Annotated in this window: 17 protein-coding genes; 5 read left to right on the forward strand and 12 right to left on the reverse strand. The window is 63.6% G+C overall.

Going from position 1 to position 15486, the window contains the following annotated elements; translation table 11 throughout:
• Positions 1 to 39 precede the first annotated feature (39 nt).
• The 4 genes from msrB to FJ414_RS04985 form a co-directional block, all read right to left on the reverse strand.
• Positions 40 to 543, reverse strand: a complete 504-nt coding sequence (gene msrB, locus FJ414_RS04970; RefSeq protein WP_140641908.1) for a peptide-methionine (R)-S-oxide reductase MsrB — start codon at positions 541 to 543, stop codon at positions 40 to 42.
• A gap of 230 nt (positions 544 to 773) precedes the next feature.
• Positions 774 to 1331, reverse strand: coding sequence for a fasciclin domain-containing protein (locus tag FJ414_RS04975; RefSeq protein WP_140641910.1), 558 nt, complete (start codon positions 1329 to 1331; stop codon positions 774 to 776).
• Positions 1332 to 1537: 206 nt separating this feature from the next.
• On the reverse strand, positions 1538 to 2260 hold the full coding sequence (locus FJ414_RS04980; protein WP_140641912.1) for an anti-sigma factor: 723 nt from the start codon (positions 2258 to 2260) through the stop codon (positions 1538 to 1540).
• Complete coding sequence (locus FJ414_RS04985) at positions 2257 to 2796, reverse strand: sigma-70 family RNA polymerase sigma factor (RefSeq protein WP_140641914.1); 540 nt, start codon at positions 2794 to 2796, stop codon at positions 2257 to 2259. The genes FJ414_RS04980 and FJ414_RS04985 overlap by 4 nt, the downstream gene beginning before the upstream one ends.
• A gap of 143 nt (positions 2797 to 2939) precedes the next feature.
• Here FJ414_RS04985 and FJ414_RS04990 point away from each other — a divergent pair, with 143 nt between their 5' ends.
• The gene (locus FJ414_RS04990; protein ID WP_140641916.1) at positions 2940 to 4454 is read left to right on the forward strand and encodes an amidase; all 1515 of its coding nucleotides are present in this window, start codon (positions 2940 to 2942) and stop codon (positions 4452 to 4454) included.
• Between the two features lie 452 nt (positions 4455 to 4906).
• Positions 4907 to 5800: an acetylglutamate kinase gene (gene argB, locus FJ414_RS04995; RefSeq protein WP_140641918.1), complete on the forward strand. Its 894-nt coding sequence runs from the start codon at positions 4907 to 4909 to the stop codon at positions 5798 to 5800.
• A gap of 44 nt (positions 5801 to 5844) precedes the next feature.
• Here argB and bchE read toward each other — a convergent pair whose 3' ends face one another.
• Together bchE and FJ414_RS05005 are read right to left on the reverse strand one after the other, a co-directional pair.
• Complete coding sequence (gene bchE, locus FJ414_RS05000) at positions 5845 to 7413, reverse strand: magnesium-protoporphyrin IX monomethyl ester anaerobic oxidative cyclase (protein ID WP_140641920.1); 1569 nt, start codon at positions 7411 to 7413, stop codon at positions 5845 to 5847.
• Between the two features lie 290 nt (positions 7414 to 7703).
• Positions 7704 to 8180, reverse strand: coding sequence for an Lrp/AsnC family transcriptional regulator (locus tag FJ414_RS05005; RefSeq protein ID WP_140641923.1), 477 nt, complete (start codon positions 8178 to 8180; stop codon positions 7704 to 7706).
• A gap of 135 nt (positions 8181 to 8315) precedes the next feature.
• On the opposite strand from FJ414_RS05005, the gene phhA reads away from it, so the two are divergent.
• Complete coding sequence (gene phhA / locus FJ414_RS05010; RefSeq protein WP_140641925.1) at positions 8316 to 9152, forward strand: phenylalanine 4-monooxygenase; 837 nt, start codon at positions 8316 to 8318, stop codon at positions 9150 to 9152.
• Between the two features lie 93 nt (positions 9153 to 9245).
• On the opposite strand, the gene FJ414_RS05015 is transcribed toward phhA, so the two are convergent.
• From FJ414_RS05015 to FJ414_RS05020, 3 genes are all read right to left on the reverse strand, one after another.
• Positions 9246 to 10685, reverse strand: a complete 1440-nt coding sequence (locus tag FJ414_RS05015; protein ID WP_140641927.1) for a GMC family oxidoreductase — start codon at positions 10683 to 10685, stop codon at positions 9246 to 9248.
• Positions 10682 to 10840, reverse strand: coding sequence for a hypothetical protein (locus FJ414_RS31375; RefSeq protein ID WP_181166880.1), 159 nt, complete (start codon positions 10838 to 10840; stop codon positions 10682 to 10684). Before FJ414_RS31375 ends, FJ414_RS05015 begins: the two co-directional genes overlap by 4 nt.
• 168 nt (positions 10841 to 11008) lie before the next feature.
• The gene (locus FJ414_RS05020) at positions 11009 to 11770 is read right to left on the reverse strand and encodes a GGDEF domain-containing protein (RefSeq protein WP_140641929.1); all 762 of its coding nucleotides are present in this window, start codon (positions 11768 to 11770) and stop codon (positions 11009 to 11011) included.
• Positions 11771 to 11920: 150 nt separating this feature from the next.
• On the opposite strand from FJ414_RS05020, the gene FJ414_RS05025 reads away from it, so the two are divergent.
• Positions 11921 to 12628: a pyrimidine 5'-nucleotidase gene (locus FJ414_RS05025; protein ID WP_140641931.1), complete on the forward strand. Its 708-nt coding sequence runs from the start codon at positions 11921 to 11923 to the stop codon at positions 12626 to 12628.
• 336 nt (positions 12629 to 12964) lie between these two features.
• On the opposite strand, the gene FJ414_RS31380 is transcribed toward FJ414_RS05025, so the two are convergent.
• From FJ414_RS31380 to FJ414_RS31385, 3 genes are all read right to left on the reverse strand, one after another.
• The gene (locus tag FJ414_RS31380; RefSeq protein WP_181181526.1) at positions 12965 to 13432 is read right to left on the reverse strand and encodes a hypothetical protein; all 468 of its coding nucleotides are present in this window, start codon (positions 13430 to 13432) and stop codon (positions 12965 to 12967) included.
• Entirely contained in the window at positions 13432 to 13884 is a 453-nt protein-coding gene (locus FJ414_RS05035; RefSeq protein WP_140641933.1) for a hypothetical protein, read from the reverse strand. Before FJ414_RS05035 ends, FJ414_RS31380 begins: the two co-directional genes overlap by 1 nt.
• 160 nt (positions 13885 to 14044) lie before the next feature.
• A complete protein-coding gene (locus tag FJ414_RS31385) occupies positions 14045 to 14422 on the reverse strand; it encodes a hypothetical protein (RefSeq protein ID WP_181181527.1) in 378 nt (125 codons plus the stop codon).
• Positions 14423 to 14697: 275 nt separating this feature from the next.
• Between FJ414_RS31385 and FJ414_RS05045 the strand changes: the two genes are divergently transcribed.
• Complete coding sequence (locus FJ414_RS05045; RefSeq protein ID WP_181181528.1) at positions 14698 to 15375, forward strand: sensor histidine kinase; 678 nt, start codon at positions 14698 to 14700, stop codon at positions 15373 to 15375.
• Positions 15376 to 15486: the final 111 nt, after the last annotated feature.

Below are 15486 nucleotides of genomic sequence, written 5' to 3' on the forward strand. Positions count from 1 at the left end.
GATTTCCGGGGTCATTCTTTTCGGCAGGACTGGATTTGCTCAAGCCGCCGCCGGCTTGAAGCTCAATGCCACGCCGTTGATGCAATGGCGCAGGCCGGTGGGCGGCGGGCCGTCGTCGAAGACATGGCCGAGATGGCCGCCGCAGCGGCGGCAGTGGACCTCGGTGCGGGTCATGCCGAGAGAAGTGTCCTGCGTCTTGCCGATGGAGTTGGCGATTTCCTGGTAGAAGCTCGGCCAGCCGGTGCCGGAATCGAATTTCGTCTCCGACGAATAGACCGGCAGGTCGCAGCCGGCGCAGGCGAAGATGCCCTTGCGATGCTCGTTGAGCAGCGGGCTGGTGCCGGGATATTCGGTGCCCTCTTTGCGCAGCACGTCGAAGGCCTCGTCCGAAAGGATGGCGTGCCACTCGGCATCGGTCTTTGTGACCTCGAAGGTCTCGGCGGCCAAAGCCGGTTTCGGTCCGCCGGCGCGCAGCATCGCCCCGGATCCGACGATCAGAGCGGTGGCGGCAGCCCCGCTCCAGAGAAAATCGCGACGGTTCATGGCCGTTCCTCCTGACGCATTTTGCCAAGATAGAGCGACGCCCGGAAATCAAAAGCCGGTGACGCCCTATCCATGTTGAGCAATTCCAGCCGGAAACCGCGTGGCGCCTTCCTGAATTGCCGCTCCGCGCCCCCTTTCGGGACGGCGCGAAGCACACCCTTGCCGGCGGCGCGGATCTTGGATGTCGCGGCCGGCGTTCAGCCATGTCTTCGCCGGCCGGGTCCGCTTTGTTACATCTTCGGCAAGAGAACCTTGTCGATGACGTGGATGACGCCGTTCGACTGGCGGACATCGGCGATGGTGACGTTGGCGACATTGCCATTCTCGTCGGTGACGGTGACCTTGCCCTTTTGCGACTTCAGCGTCAGCTCGCAGCCGCCGACCGTCTTGACCTGGTGCGCGCCGCCATCGGCCTTGGCCATCTTGGCGACATCGGCGGCCAGCGCCTTGGCGGCGATGACATGGCAGGTGAGAACCTTGGCCAGCCTGTCCTTGTTCTCGGGCTTGAGCAGCGTGTCGACCGTGCCGGCGGGCAGCGCCGCAAAGGCCTCGTTGGTCGGCGCGAAGACGGTGAAGGGACCGGCGCCCTGCAGCGTGTCGACCAGGCCGGCGGCCTTGACCGCGGCGACCAGCGTGGTGTGGTCTTTCGAATTGACGGCGTTCTCGATGATGTTCTTCTTGGCGTACATCGGCGCGCCGCCGACCATCGGATTGGCGGCATAGGCGACGGCGCCGAGCGCCGAAAGGCCGAGCGTAGAGGCAAGCAAAAGGGTGGCGAATTTACGCATGATGTCAGTCTCCTCGGGTTGTTTTCTTCCCGTCAGTGGGAACGAGAGGAGATACGGATGTGAAAAAAGTTAGTTTCACGAGCGTCGAGAGACTTTTTTCTTTCGATTTATTTCTCTCACACCACCTGTGGCGACAGCGGACTTCCGCCGATTGCGGAAGGCAAGCGATAGACTTTAATCACTCTTTGAGAACATGTCGCCGGAGATCAGATGCCCTTCAGGTCACCCGCGGCGACGACCGGACCGGTCGGCTGACCGGTCGGCGAACCGCCCGAAGGCTCGAGACTGACGGCGAGCACGGCGCCTTGCGCCAGCTTCTGCTGAACGGCCGCTGTGACCGCCATGCGTGCGGTCGGGCCGGCGGGGATGACGCCCATCGAGACCGGCGCGTTCTTGCCTTCGATCATCCACAATTCGAAATCCTTGCCGGCGCCGCGATCGCCGGAGACCAGCGACAGGCCGACCTCGTGGCGGGCGGCGTCATAGACGGCAAGGTATTTGACGTTGCTGTTGTCGGCGGCGAGTGACGCGACCAGCCTGGTCTCGGGCGGCTGGACCGGCGCGTTGACATAAGGCAGGGCGACATAGACGGCCAAGGCGGCGATGGCCGCCGCGGCGAGGCCGCGCCAAAACGCCAGGCTCGTCCACAGGCTGCCACTCGGCGCGCCGGACGTGGCCGCAGACGACGCGAACAGGCGGCGGTCGATCGCCACCTTGACGGAAGCCGGCGGCTCGACCGCGGCATAGGCGGCAGCCATCGGCGCGAAGTTGGCTTCCCAGGCATCGACCAGGCGGGCGAACGCCGTCTCGGCGTCGATGCGGCGGGACGCGATCTGGCGTTCGTCGGCCGCCAGAACGCCGAGAACGTATTCGGCGGCGAGCAGCTCGTCGCCTCCATGTTCCGGTCCGTTGTCTTCCGCCAGCGTCATCTTTCCAGGCATTCTCTAAGTTTGAGCAGGCTTCGCCGCAGCCAAGTCCGCATCGTGTTCAGCGGGACCTTGAAGCGCTCCGCCAGCTCGGCATAGCTTTCGCCGCTCAAATAGGCGCCCCGGACGGCCGCCGCCCGGTCTTGTTCCAGCTCGTCAAGGCAATGGTAGATGCGTTCGGCCTCGCCGGCCGCCACTGCCATGGCCTCAGGTCCCGGCGTCGGATCGGCGATGTCGAAGGCCGTATCGATGTTGGCAGAAGGGCTGCGCCGCGCCCGGATGCGATCAATCGCATGGTTGCGCGCAACGGCCACCAGCCAGGAAATCGGGCTCAGATCGGAAACCGCGAAACGATCCGCCTTCATCCAGATTTTGACGAAGACCTCCTGCAGCGCTTCTTCCGCATCTCCCCTGTCCCGCAATACACGAAGGCAGACACCGAAAAGTTTCGCGCTGGTCTGCTTGTAGAGCAGATCGAACGCTGCCCGGTCCTTCATCGAAGTCCGGACGATCAGCTTGCTGATGTCCTGCGGCGCCATGCAGGCAAATTAGAAGGTTGCGATTTATTTGCAACGGGCGCCGAGAGCTTGGTCACCCCAAGGTTTGTCGTGCCATTGGCTTGTCGAATCCCGATACCGATTTGCAGGCTCATGAGATAGTCTTCGCCAAAAGAGGGGCGGCGATGTCGATTGAACACGTGCTTTGGGAGCGGGACGCGACCGGTCTCGCCGACCTCGTGCACAGGAATGAAATCTCGCCGCCCGAACTGGTCGACGCGGCGATCGCGCGCGCCGAGGCGACACGGCCCGACATCAACGCCATCGCCACGCCGCTTTACGAGGCAGCGCGGGCACGGGCGAAGACCATCGACCGCACGCTGCCACTGGCCGGCGTGCCGTTCGCGCTCAAGGACCTCGGCATCGGCCTCAAGGGCGTGCCGATCCACGGCGGCAGCCGCATCCCGCCCTTCACGGCCGATTTCAGCTCGGTGATGGTCGAGCGTTATCTTGCAGCCGGCCTGATCCCGATCGCCACCAGCACCTCGCCCGAGCACGGGCTCAGGCTGATGACGGAGTCGGCCCGCTTCGGGATCACCCGCAATCCCTGGAACACCGGCCACACGACCGGCGGCTCATCGGGCGGATCGGCGGCGCTCGTCGCTGCGGGCGTTGTGCCGGCGGCGCACGCCTCCGACGGCGGCGGCTCGATCCGTGTGCCCTCCGCCTGCAGCGGGCTGGTCGGCTTGAAGACCTCGCGCGGGCGCGTGCCGCTGACGCCGCTCGTCAGTGAAAGCTGGTACGGCATGGTCGTCGACCATGCCGTCAGCCGCTCGGTGCGCGATACGGCGCTTCTGCTCGACCTCACCCATGGCGCCGATCCGCTCTCGCCCTACGCGGCGCGCGCCCCGCAGGGTTTCTTCGCGGTGGCCGCGGCGCGCGACCCGGGCAAGCTCAGCCTCGCCGTCTACCGCAAGTCGCCGCTCGGCCTGCCGATTTCGGCCGAGACGCTCCAGGCGCTCGACACCGCGGTGGCGCTGGCGCGCGAAGGCGGCCACACCGTGGAAGAGATCGACCTGCCTTTCATCGGCCGCGATTTCATTTCCGATTTCTGCAAGACGGTCGCTTCTGCCGTTGCCGGCACGATCCGGGGCGAGGCGCAGCGCGTCGGCCGCCCGGTGACCGGCGAGGTCGAGCGTGCGACCCGCGTTCTCGCACGTCTCGGCGAAATGCTGTCCGCCGGCGAAATCTATGAGGGCGTGCAGCGGCTCAACGCCACGGCGCGGCGGCTGATCGAAGAGACCGCGCGCTTCGACGCTGTGCTGATGCCGATCATCGCGCATCCGCCTTTGGCCTGCGGTTCGATGGACCCCAAAGGCGCCGACGAATTCGTCGAGAACCTGCTCGACAAATTGCATCTCACCCGCCTGCTCAAGGTCAAGGCGCTGTTCGGCCAGCTGATGGACAAGAGCCTTTGGTTCACCCACTGGCCGGCGATCCAGAATGTCAGCGGGCAGCCGTCGATCGCGCTGCCGGTGCATGTCACCGCGGACGGCCTGCCGCTCGGCATCCAGGCGGCCGGCCGGCCCGGCGACGAGGAGACGCTGTTGTCCTTCGCCGCGCAGATGGAGAAGCTTTCGGGTTGGCTGAAGCGGCGGGCGCCGCTGAAAGTGCCTGGTGGTTCTGCGCAGGGATTTTGAAAACTGCCACTTATCACGGTAAGATTGTCATCGTCATTTCGGTGAGATCAGCGCAAACGCTGCGAATTGGCCGAAGCCTTCCGACCTCGTCATTCCAGGGCGGAGCAGCCGCGAAGCGGCGTCGCGGAGACCCTGGAATCCACGCCGTGACCTTGATCGTAGACTGCAGCAGAGCAGAATTCTGCACGGTTGCGGCGCTCATGCGTCACGGAATGGATCCTCGGGTCTGCGCGCGTCGCTTCGCTCCTTGCTCCGCCCGTGGATGACGAGGTTGGGCCGTTTCGGCCGATCTCCAAGGCATGCCACCTACCAACACAGATACGGCCTGCCCGTCAAAATCACTGTGCTGGGGAACTAGCAGATTTCGTCATTGTGACCGCAAAGCCGTTTGCGGCCTGCGGCAATTCCCGCTAAGACGCCGCCGTCCTTTCCTAGAAGCCGGGAACCAATCGATGACGGACATCGCCGCCACCGCCGAAATGCAGGCCGCGCTGCTTTCGCGCGCGCTGCCCTATATGCAACGCTACGAGAACAAGACCGTGGTGGTGAAGTATGGCGGCCACGCCATGGGCGACCATGAGCTCGGCAAGGCGTTCGCCCGCGATATCGCGCTGTTGAAGCAGTCCGGCGTCAACCCGATCGTCGTGCATGGCGGCGGGCCGCAGATCGGCGCGATGCTGAGCAAGATGGGCATCGAATCCAAGTTCGAGGGCGGCCTGCGCGTCACCGACCAGAAGACGGTCGAGATCGTCGAGATGGTGCTGGCAGGCTCGATCAACAAGGAGATCGTGGCGCTGATCAACGCCGAGGGCGAGTGGGCGATCGGGCTCTGCGGCAAGGACGGCAACATGGTGTTCGCCGAAAAGGCGCGCAAGACGATGGTCGATCCGGACTCCAACATCGAGCGGGTGCTCGATCTCGGCTTCGTCGGCGAGCCGGTCGAGGTCGACCGCACGCTGCTCGATCTTCTGGCGCGCTCCGAAATGATCCCGGTGCTGGCGCCGGTCGCGCCGGGCCGCGACGGCCACACCTACAACATCAATGCCGACACGTTTGCGGGCGCCATCGCGGGCGCATGCCGGGCCTCGCGCCTGCTCTTCCTCACCGACGTGCCCGGCGTGCTCGACAAGAACAAGAAGCTGATCGACGAGCTGACGGTCGCCGAAGCCAGGGCGCTGATCAAGGACGGCACCGTGTCGGGCGGCATGATCCCGAAAGTCGAGACCTGCATCGAAGCGATCGAGCGCGGGGTCGAGGGCGTCGTCATCCTCAACGGCAAGACGCCGCATTCGGTGCTGCTGGAACTCTTCACCGAGCACGGCGCCGGCACGCTGATTGTTCCGTAACAAGGGCAAGTTCACCGTTTTCATGAAACGGTGAACTTGCATAATCAGCCGGCTAATCTTTTTTCACCCGCCTCGGCTCGGACTTCGATAGCAGGCAAGGCCGGCCTGCGGACCGGCCGCATGACGATCATCGATTCTTCCTCGGCGTCCTGTGGCGCGCCCCAGAACTCAGCAAGCGTTGGGCCGTCCGTGACGCGGCCATCGCGGGCGAGAAAACCCCAGACCTCACGGAACCAGACGCGACGCCCCATCTTCGTGTACCAGCGCATCGAATGGCGCTGCTCGGGATCGGGGTGGAAGAGGATGCGCGCCAGCGCCTTCGGCCGCGACTGCACCGCGACCTCGATCAGCTTGACGGCGAAGAACAGCATCCAGGGTTTCAGCCGGGTCATGTGCAGAACCTGGTGCTTGTAGTCCCAGAGGCGCACGTCCTTCTGGATCACCTTGCGGTCGCTGGCGATGCGGAAGAACGGCGTCCAGCGATGCGGCGTGACATAGAGCGCCTGGATCTGGTCCGGATCGTAAGCGATGAGCTGGCGGAAGCCGCGCCAGAGATCGCGCAAGGTCTCGTCCTCGAAGCCGGCGACCCAGGTCGCCATCGACAGGATGCCGTGTCGCCTGAGCAGCCGGATCGCCTCGCGGTCGGACTTGGTGCTGCCGCCCTTGCGGATCAGCGACAGCGTTTCTTCGTCGGTGTTCTCCATGCCCAGCAGCCAACGGATGACGCCAACCCTGCGATAGAGGTGCAGGATATCGGCATCGCGCACGATGTCGTCGGCGCGGGTCGAGCCGACGATCAGCACCGGCACATTCTCGGCGATCATGGCATCGAGAAAGGCGCGCCAGGCTTTCTTCGAGGAGGTCGGATTCTCGTCCGCCAGGTTGATCAACTCGACGCCGTGCTCATGATGGAGCCAGGCGATCTCCCTGGCGAATTTGACCGGATCGCGGTGACGCCAGCTGGTCCAGAAGCCGCGCTGGCCGCAATAGTTGCACAGATGCGGGCAACCGCGCGAGAACTGCATGACCACGGCCCGCTTGCCGCCCCAATAGGAGTAGCGGCGATGATCGATCAGCTCCCAGCCGACGCGCCAGGCGTCGAGATCGGCGATCGTCATGGCCGCCTGGGTCGCGACGGGAAGGCCGAGGTCGTCGCGATAGGCGATGCCGGCGACGCTTGCCACCGGCTGGCGCATCTCGATCGCCTCGACCAGCGCCGTCGCGGTGGCCTCGCCCTCGCCGCGCACGATGAAATCGAAGACGTCCGTCGCCGCCAGGATGTCGCGCCAATGATAGGTCGGGAAGACGCCGCCATAGATGACGATGACGCCCGGTGCGCGCGCCTTAATCGTTTCGGCGATCTTCAAGGCGGTCGGGTGCGCCGAGGTCGAGCCGGAATGGCCGATCAGGACGAAATCCGGATCGTCGCGCAAGGCATCGTCGACCAGCACGGCAAGCGGCATCGGCCCGAACTCGGCATCGACCAGCCGGACCTGATGGCCGGAATCGATCAGCGGGCCGCCGATCGCCAGCAGCCCGAGCGGCGGCAAATGATCGTCGGGCACGCGGCTGCCGATGGCCGTGTGCGGCGGATTGATCAGCACGATGTTCATGGCGGACCTCTTGCGTTGGTCCGCTTGTGCTAGTCGGCGATGTCGAAGCCGCCTTGGCGCGGTTCAGCAGTTTCCACGCAGCTTTTCGGGAGAAGTTTTGTTTTGAAGCAATTCCGGGCGGAGGGCTACGGCCAAGTTGCCGAGCCTAAACGCTTCACACTTTTCCTGGAATTGCTTTTTGCTTGGACGCAATTCCGGACGGAAAACCGCGTCGCACTTTTCCTGGAATTGCTTTTTGCGTGGACGCAATTCCGGACGGAAAACCACGTCGCACTTTTCCTGGAATTGCGTCAGCGCCGCAGGTGGCTGAGCGGCACGTGGCCGGGGCCCTTGATGTTCTGCAGCACCAGTTGCGTGTGGACGTCGCGCACACCAGGCAATCGCATCAGCCGGTGCATGACGAAGGCGTTCAGCTCGTCCACCGACGGCACCAAGACATGCAGCAGGAAATCGTAGTCGCCTGTCATCGTCCAGCAGGACGAGACCTCGTCCATGCGCTGCACGGCGGCGATGAAGCTTTCGGGCGAGCCGTCGCTGTGGCTGACCAGCCGCACCTGGATGAACACCTCGACGGTCAAGCCCACGGCGCGGCGGCTGAGCACGGCGGCAAAGCCCTTGATGATACCGGCTTCCTGCAGAGCCTCGAAGCGGCGCGCGCAAGGCGTGGTCGACAGACCGATCTCTTGCGCCAGCTCCGAGACGGGCTTGCGGCCATCGCGCTGCAGGATGTCGAGCATCCTTATCTCGAAACCATCGAATTGAGGCATGTTTTGTCGATCTCACGTCTATCTGAGTTCTTTTACCTCGAAATCAGCTAACGAGCTACAAACAAGGCGGATTTACCTCAGCGTTCGCTCCTAAACTCCTCTCCACGATCCGCGGATCACGATCTCGAGGAGGATATGATGACGATCAGCGTTGCCGATTACGCCGCCGAATGCGCGGCGCAGGGCCTTCGCGGCGACTATTCGGTCTGCCGCGGCGATTTCACCGTGGCGCAGGGCTACGACTATTCAGCCGAGGAACAGGCGGTGTGGCGCATGCTGTGCGACCGCCAGACGAAGCTGACCCAGAAGCTCGCGCACCACTCCTATCTGGATGGTGTCGCCGCGCTCGGCCTGCTCGACAGGATTCCGGATTTCGACGAGGTCAGCGAAAAGCTCACCAGACTGACGGGCTGGGAGATCGTCGCCGTGCCCGGCCTGATCCCAGCCGGCCCGTTCTTCGATCATCTCGCCAATCGCCGCTTTCCGGTGACCAACTGGCTGCGGACGAAGAAAGAGCTCGACTATATCGTCGAGCCGGACATGTTCCACGATTTCTTCGGCCATGTGCCGATCCTGACCCAGCCGGTGTTCGCCGATTTCATGCAGATGTATGGCGAGAAGGCCGAGGACGTCATTGCGCTCGGCGGCGACGAGATGATCACAAGGCTCTACTGGTACAGCGCCGAATACGGCCTCATCCAGGAAGCCGGGCAGCCGCTGAAGGCCTTCGGCGCCGGGCTGATGTCGTCCTTCACCGAGCTGCAATTCGCGGTCGAGAGCAAGGATGCCCACCACGTGCCGTTCGACCTTGCGACGGTGATGCGCACCGGCTATGAGATCGACAAGTTCCAGCGCGCCTATTTCGTGCTGCCGTCCTTCGATGCGCTGCGCGATGCTTTCGCCCATGGCGACCTCGCCGGCATCGTGGCGCGGTTCAAGGGTCAGCCGGCGCTCGACCCGGCCACGGTCTGAGGTCGGTTTTCGCCCAACCGACATTCAGGGCGGTTCAGCCGCTGACAGGCGGCTGGGCCGCTTTGCATCGGCCAAGCCGGTCTTTTCGGTAGATCAGACGACGATCACCTTGCCGAGGTGCTCGCCCAGGCGGCAAGCGAGCGCGGTGATGGTCGTCGTCGGGTTGCACTGGCCGGAGGTGCAGAACACCGAGGAGCCGCCGACATAGAGATTGTCCATGCCGTGCACCTTGCAATTGGCGTCGACGACGCTTTTCAAGACATCGGTGCCCATGCGGGTGCCGCCCATGTGGTGGTGGCCGGCCGTTTCCTCATTGGTCGGATAATCGTCGCCATTGCCGATCCAGTCGTCGATGCGGACGCGGCCGAGATTCTTCTGCGCCATGGTCGCGCCGAAAAGCTTCAGGCCTTCGAGCAGCGTGCGGCGCTCGAGCGGCGACTTCTTCCAATGCAATTCGATGCGCGGCACGCCGGCGTGGTCGACATCGACCTTCGACAGCTCGATCTGGTTGGAGGCAAGCGGCGCCTGTTCCCAGGCGACGTAAAGCTGGGCCGCGCAGTGCAGCCTCTGGTCCAGCTGGGACGACATCCACTCCGCCATGTTGGGCGCGGTGCAGGCGAGATCGGCGATCAGCTTCTTGACATTGGGATAGGGCGACTCGATCAGCCGGATGCCGAAATTCATGATCCGCAGCCGCTCCATCGCGGCAAGCGTCGGCGAGAAGAAGGCTTCGTTCGAGGCGTCGACCTCGAACTCCGAGTAACTGGCGAGGATGGCATTGCCGCCCTCGAAGGTCGGATGCTCCATCCAGTAGCGGCCGAGCGCCGTCGCATTCGGCACCACGCCGCCATTCGAGCGCTCATTCGACCATAACAGCAGCCGCGAGTTTTCCAGCCCGCCGGTGCAGGTGACGAAATAGTCCGCGCCGAAGGTGCCGGCGTCCTGCCCGTTCGACCAGAGCTTCGCGCCGGTGACGCGCTTGCCGTCGCCGGTAAGCTCGGTCGCGTAGGTGTTGAGCACGACGGCGATGTTCTTGCTCTTGTCGAGTTCGTCGGCGAACTTCTCGCCGAAGCGCACCGCCGGGCTCTTGATCAACTGCACCCAGCGGATGTCGTCCGAAACCGGCACATCGGGGCGGAAGTCGGGAAGCTCGAGGATGTCGTGGACTTCGCCGAGGTAGGGTTCGATGTCGGCGCGGCTGATCGGCCAGCCGGTGTCCGGCGCCCAGGCCTTGGGCTCGAAATCTTGGCTGTCGAGCACGCGGCACCAGCCGGCCCAGTGGTTGGATGAGCCGCCCATGAAGCGCAGCCTGGTGATGTCGAGGTCGAAATAGAAATCGCCGACCGTCCTGCCGCGATAGAAATCCTGCGACTCGTCGCTGAATTCGCGCGAACCCGCCTCCAGGACAACGACCGGGATGCCGGCTGCGCCGAGCTTCCTGGCGATCGTCGTACCGGCCGGACCGGAGCCGAGGATACAGGCCTTGGGTTTGAAGCCGGCCTGCTTGTAGGCTTCGTAGCTGTCGAAGATCATGCGAGATCGCTCCGCCGCAGGATCCAGCCATTGATCTCGACGATTTCATCGGGGTCGGCCACGGCCGGCTGGTTGCGGAACAGCGACAGCGCGGGCAGCGCGATCAGCGCCTGTACGATCGCGCGGCGCGACATTTTTCTTATGAACCTGCTCATGACACGTCTCTCGATAGGGGCGTCGATCCACGCATGCCGTTCCTGAACGGCACACATGCCGCCAAGGAGGCCAATTCCGTGCCAAACCTAGGTGAAAACGGGGTTACACCCGGAAGTTCAGCGCGGTTGAATATGGACATGGTTAGGGTTTTCCTAACGCCCGCGGCTTCATGCCGCCTCGGGGAGTTCGCGGTCGAGGATCGAAAGATTGCGGCCGCGGTTCTTCGCCTCGTAAAGCCTGCGATCGGCGGCGCGCATCAGATCGGAAACGGTAGCGCTCTCGCCGCAGCTTATGCCGCCGATCGAGACCGTGAGCGGCACGGTCCGCTCGTCGACGGGGCGGAAGCGGATCAGCTCGACCTCGCGGCGGATACGCTCGGCGATATGCTTGGCTTCCGGTTCGCTGGCGCCGACCAGGAAAGCCGCGAATTCCTCGCCGCCGATGCGGCCGAGCATGTCGCCGCTGCGAATGCCGCGTTCGATGGCGCCGGCAATCAGAAGCAGCGCTTCGTCTCCCGTCAGATGACCGTAGCTGTCATTGATCCTCTTGAAGTGATCGGCGTCGATGATGAGCAGCGCGCCGCGATCGCTCTTGCGCCGCGACCCGTCGAGCGCGGCAAAGAAGGTTTCGCGGTTGAGCATGCCGGTCATGTCGTCGCGGCTTGCCTTTTCCGACAGGCGCCTGTGCGCCGCCGCAAGCTGCGCATGGGCGCGGGCAAGCTCGCGATGGGCGTTCTGCAACCGGTCGCTTTGCCAGAAGCTGCTGGCGCTGGCGGCCCAGGCGAGCACGAGCGGGCAAACCGTCGACGCCAGCCAGACGGTGCGGCTCATCGGAAAGCCCATTGCCGGAACCACAATCAGCGTCAACAACAGCGAGGCAGCGACCGAAGCGAACGCCACGGCAGCGGCCCTCAAAAATATGCGACTCATCACTTGCTCCCAACGGATAGCCTCTGTGCCAGCAAGCGCTGAAGGCGACCTTTCCGAGACTTTTAAAATTTGAAGTGAGACGCCATTTTCACACTTCGTGACGCGCATAAGTTGTGGATAACCTCCGCGCCGGCGTGCCATAAGAAGCGTATGACGATGACACCCGATCCTGCCCGCTTTGCCCATGTCACGGACTGGGTGTTCGACCTCGACAACACGCTCTATCCGCATCACTCGAACCTGTTCGCGCAGATCGACGTCAAGATGACCGCCTATGTCGGCGAGTTGCTGACGCTTTCGCGCGACGAGGCGCGCAAGCTGCAGAAGGAGCTCTACCTGGAATACGGCACGACGCTGAACGGGCTGATGAAGCGGCACGGCATCGATCCCGACGATTTCCTCGAGAAGGTGCACGACATCGACTATTCGCGGCTGGTGCCGGATCCGGTGCTGGGCGCGGCGATCCGCCAGCTTCCCGGGCGCAAATTCATCTTCACCAATGGCGACCGCAGGCATGCCGAGCGCACCGCGCGCCAGCTCGGCATACTGGAACATTTCGACGCCATCTTCGACATCGTCGCGGCGGGGCTCAATCCCAAGCCGGAGCGCCAGACCTATGAGCGTTTTGCCGAATTGCACTCGGTGACCGGACATAATGCGGTGATGTTCGAGGATCTGGCGCGCAATCTGGCCGTGCCGAAAACGCTCGGCATGACGACCGTGCTGGTGGTGCCGCGCAATTTCGAGCCGACCTTTTCGGAGATCTGGGAACGCGACCCTGCAAACGAGGACGACGTCGATTTCGTCACCGACGATCTCGCCAGCTTCCTGACCGCGATCGTCGAGGTCGTGGCCTGAACGATGTTTGCATAGGGCAAGCCTGGGAGGTTGGCCGAAACGCCCATCGCGATCGTCATCCACGGGCGGAGCAAGGAGCGAAGCGACGCGCGTAGACCCGAGGATCCATTCCGTGGCTTTCGAGCGTTGCCGCGGTGCAGAATTCTGCTCTGCTGCATTCCACGGCCCAGGTCACGGAATGGATTCCAGGGTCTGCGCGACGCCGCTTCGCGGCTGCTCCGCCCTAGAATGACGAGGCTGGGAGGCTTCGGCCAATCCCCAGCGTTTGCCCTGATTTCATCGAATGAGCGGTGAGTATCTGGCCTATCGATGGGCCTGCAATCTTGTATCGAGGACCTAATCGAAATCCGGAATCGTGCCGGGCGGCAGCCCCAGCCGGCCATTCAGGTCCTTCAGAAACCGGCACAAGTCCGGAGTGCTTCCGGCTCCCATGCCGTTGCCATTGCCGTCGGACGAGTAGCCGTTGCCGTGGCCGTTGCCGCAATTGGCGTTGCCGTTGAAGCTGCCGCCATTGAAGTTGCCGCTGAAACTTCCGGCATTGCCGTTGCCGTTGAAATTGCCGCTGTTGCCATTGCCGTTGAAGTTGCCGGAATTGCCGTTGCCGTTGAAATTGCCGGTGGTGCCAAGACCGTTGGTCACGCCGACGCCGATCGCAAGGTCGGCAATCCTGACCAGGGTCGAGGCGTCGGCAGCCAGGATCGCGGCAAGCAGCGTGCCGAGCGCGAGGCAGCTTCCTTCAAGCAGCCTCGCCGCCACCCGGCGCCGGCGAGGCCGAACGGGCGCGGCTGATCTCAAGATGGTCATCAGCGGTTCCCTCGGCCGTTGGAGTTGCCGTTGAAGCCGCCGACATTGCCGTTGCCGTTGAAGTTGCCGCCGTTGAAGTTGCCGTTGCCGGCACCGATGTTGCTGTTGCCGTTGTATTGGCCGGTGTTGGAGTTGCCGTTGAAGGCGCCAATGTTGCTGTTGCCGCTTGTCGGCGAGGTGTTGCTGTTGCCGTTGAAGGCGCCGACATTGCCGGTGCCGCTGTTGAAGGCGCCGACATTACCGGTACCGCTGTTCTTGTAGCCGACATTGCCGCCGAAGTTGCCGAGCGGGTTCATGCTCCTGACGTTCGAACCGATGGCTTGGCCGTATTTGCCGACCGCCCCCTGGACAGCCGACATGCCGAAGGCCTGGCTGCCCGTCGCGGTGTCAGCCTTCGCCGCGGTTGCACTCAACAACCCCAGGCATAGCGCCGATATGACGTAGCGTTTCATCTGCGAGCTCCTTCCATGGCTTAGCTTTTTGAAATTGCACCTGTTTCGAAAAGGACTGGGACCGCCGGCGACATGTCGCGATAGCCTTGCGCGGGGGACGGGCGCGTGGCTCGGCGATCCCAGAGACGTCTGCGTCTTTCCAAGTTAAAGCTTGGCGACGCTAGTGGTTGGCGTTGCCGTTTCCGTTGCCGTTACCGGCGCCCCAGTTGCCGTTGCCGTTGGCATTGCCGTTGCCGAGGCCGAAGTTGCCGTTGCCGTTGCCGTTGCCGTTGGCGGCGCCGGCATTGAGGTTGCCGTTATAGTTGCCGCTGAAGGCACCCATGTTGGCGTTTCCATTTCCGTTGCCGTTGCCAGCGCCGAAATTGCCGTTGCCGTTGAAGTTGCCGTTGAAGGCGCCGGTGTTGGCGTTGCCGTTGCCGTTGCCGTTGCCGACGCCGACATTGCCGTTGCCGTTGCCGTTGCCGCTACCGACCGAAAATGCGGATGCCGAACCAGTCAGAGCCGACAGGACAGCCGCGGCCAGGATGATCTTTTTCATGACGTTCTCCTTGGTTTGTGTTGAGCTTCCCGGCCAGTTCAAGATGACCGAGAGGACGCTCCAAGGATGCACGCAGAAATAGCGCCCATGAATTCGGGCTGATCGGCAGGTGCCGTCGGTTTTTCTGCTGATCCCCGTGTCAGGGAAAGTTGAAGTAATCGGGAAAAAACTGACAGGCATAAAAGCATATGCCGGGTGTATATTGCGCGGAGCATCAACCCTTGTGCCTCTTCTCGCGGGGCCGGCACTTCGCGGCGTTGACGGAAAAGAAGTCGATGGAGGGTGGCATCGACACCGGCAAAGACGATAGCTCGAGAAAGCGCCGTGGCCTGGCGCGGCATCTGGTTGCCGTGCAGGAAGAGCAGCGCCTGCGCCTGTCGCGCGAGCTACATGACGATCTGGGCCAGATGCTCGCCAGCGTCGCGCTCGAATTGCACATCGTTCGCGCCGGCTCGCCGGAGATGGACGCCCGCCTCGAGCGCGCCGCGATGCTTATCGACCAGCTGAGCGCCAGGGTGCATGACGCCGCCTGGAGCCTGCGACCCGCGGACCTCGATCGCCTCGGCTTCAAGGCTTCGGTCGAGGACCTGACAACCATGCTTTGCGGTCAACTCGGCATTGCATGCGAGATGGACCTTGAAGCCCTGTCGAGCCCGCCGCCTGCCGAGATCGCGCTCACGCTGTACCGCATTGCCCAGGAAGCGCTCACCAATATCGGCAAGCATGCCGCGCCGAGCCGCGTCAGCGTCACGGCGCACATCCAGGACGATCGGATGCGCCTGACGATCGAGGATGACGGCCGCGGCTTTGACGGCAGCGCCGAACCTGGTCCAGGCCATTTGGGACTTGCCGGAATGCGGGAGCGGCTGGCGCTGGTCGGCGGCAAATTGTCGGTTGAAACCGCCTGGGGCAAGGGGACCACCATTTACGCCGATGTGCCCCTCGCCGGCTGACCGGCGGCTTCGAGCCGGCAACGATGCGATCGGGTCTGAAACGGCATCTTCGGCGTCAGGTGGGATTACGTGAAGCGCTGCACATCCCGGACATTAGCCGCGGCTTACAGT

The sequence above is a fragment of the Mesorhizobium sp. B3-1-6 genome (assembly GCF_006439555.1).
Classification (GTDB): Bacteria; Pseudomonadota; Alphaproteobacteria; order Rhizobiales; family Rhizobiaceae; genus Mesorhizobium.

Excerpts from the sequence above, each read along its gene's own strand:
- msrB (WP_140641908.1), bottom strand. The coding sequence starts at position 543 with ATGAACCGTCGCGATTTTCTCTGGAGCGGGGCTGCCGCCACCGCTCTG.
- FJ414_RS04975 (WP_140641910.1), bottom strand. The coding sequence starts at position 1,331 with ATGCGTAAATTCGCCACCCTTTTGCTTGCCTCTACGCTCGGCCTTTCG.
- FJ414_RS04980 (WP_140641912.1), bottom strand. The coding sequence starts at position 2,260 with ATGACGCTGGCGGAAGACAACGGACCGGAACATGGAGGCGACGAGCTG.
- FJ414_RS04985 (WP_140641914.1), bottom strand. The coding sequence starts at position 2,796 with ATGGCGCCGCAGGACATCAGCAAGCTGATCGTCCGGACTTCGATGAAG.
- FJ414_RS04990 (WP_140641916.1), top strand. The coding sequence starts at position 2,940 with ATGTCGATTGAACACGTGCTTTGGGAGCGGGACGCGACCGGTCTCGCC.
- argB (WP_140641918.1), top strand. The coding sequence starts at position 4,907 with ATGACGGACATCGCCGCCACCGCCGAAATGCAGGCCGCGCTGCTTTCG.
- bchE (WP_140641920.1), bottom strand. The coding sequence starts at position 7,413 with ATGAACATCGTGCTGATCAATCCGCCGCACACGGCCATCGGCAGCCGC.
- FJ414_RS05005 (WP_140641923.1), bottom strand. The coding sequence starts at position 8,180 with ATGCCTCAATTCGATGGTTTCGAGATAAGGATGCTCGACATCCTGCAG.
- phhA (WP_140641925.1), top strand. The coding sequence starts at position 8,316 with ATGATGACGATCAGCGTTGCCGATTACGCCGCCGAATGCGCGGCGCAG.
- FJ414_RS05015 (WP_140641927.1), bottom strand. The coding sequence starts at position 10,685 with ATGATCTTCGACAGCTACGAAGCCTACAAGCAGGCCGGCTTCAAACCC.
- FJ414_RS31375 (WP_181166880.1), bottom strand. The coding sequence starts at position 10,840 with ATGAGCAGGTTCATAAGAAAAATGTCGCGCCGCGCGATCGTACAGGCG.
- FJ414_RS05020 (WP_140641929.1), bottom strand. The coding sequence starts at position 11,770 with ATGAGTCGCATATTTTTGAGGGCCGCTGCCGTGGCGTTCGCTTCGGTC.
- FJ414_RS05025 (WP_140641931.1), top strand. The coding sequence starts at position 11,921 with ATGACGATGACACCCGATCCTGCCCGCTTTGCCCATGTCACGGACTGG.
- FJ414_RS31380 (WP_181181526.1), bottom strand. The coding sequence starts at position 13,432 with ATGACCATCTTGAGATCAGCCGCGCCCGTTCGGCCTCGCCGGCGCCGG.
- FJ414_RS05035 (WP_140641933.1), bottom strand. The coding sequence starts at position 13,884 with ATGAAACGCTACGTCATATCGGCGCTATGCCTGGGGTTGTTGAGTGCA.
- FJ414_RS31385 (WP_181181527.1), bottom strand. The coding sequence starts at position 14,422 with ATGAAAAAGATCATCCTGGCCGCGGCTGTCCTGTCGGCTCTGACTGGT.
- FJ414_RS05045 (WP_181181528.1), top strand. The coding sequence starts at position 14,698 with ATGGAGGGTGGCATCGACACCGGCAAAGACGATAGCTCGAGAAAGCGC.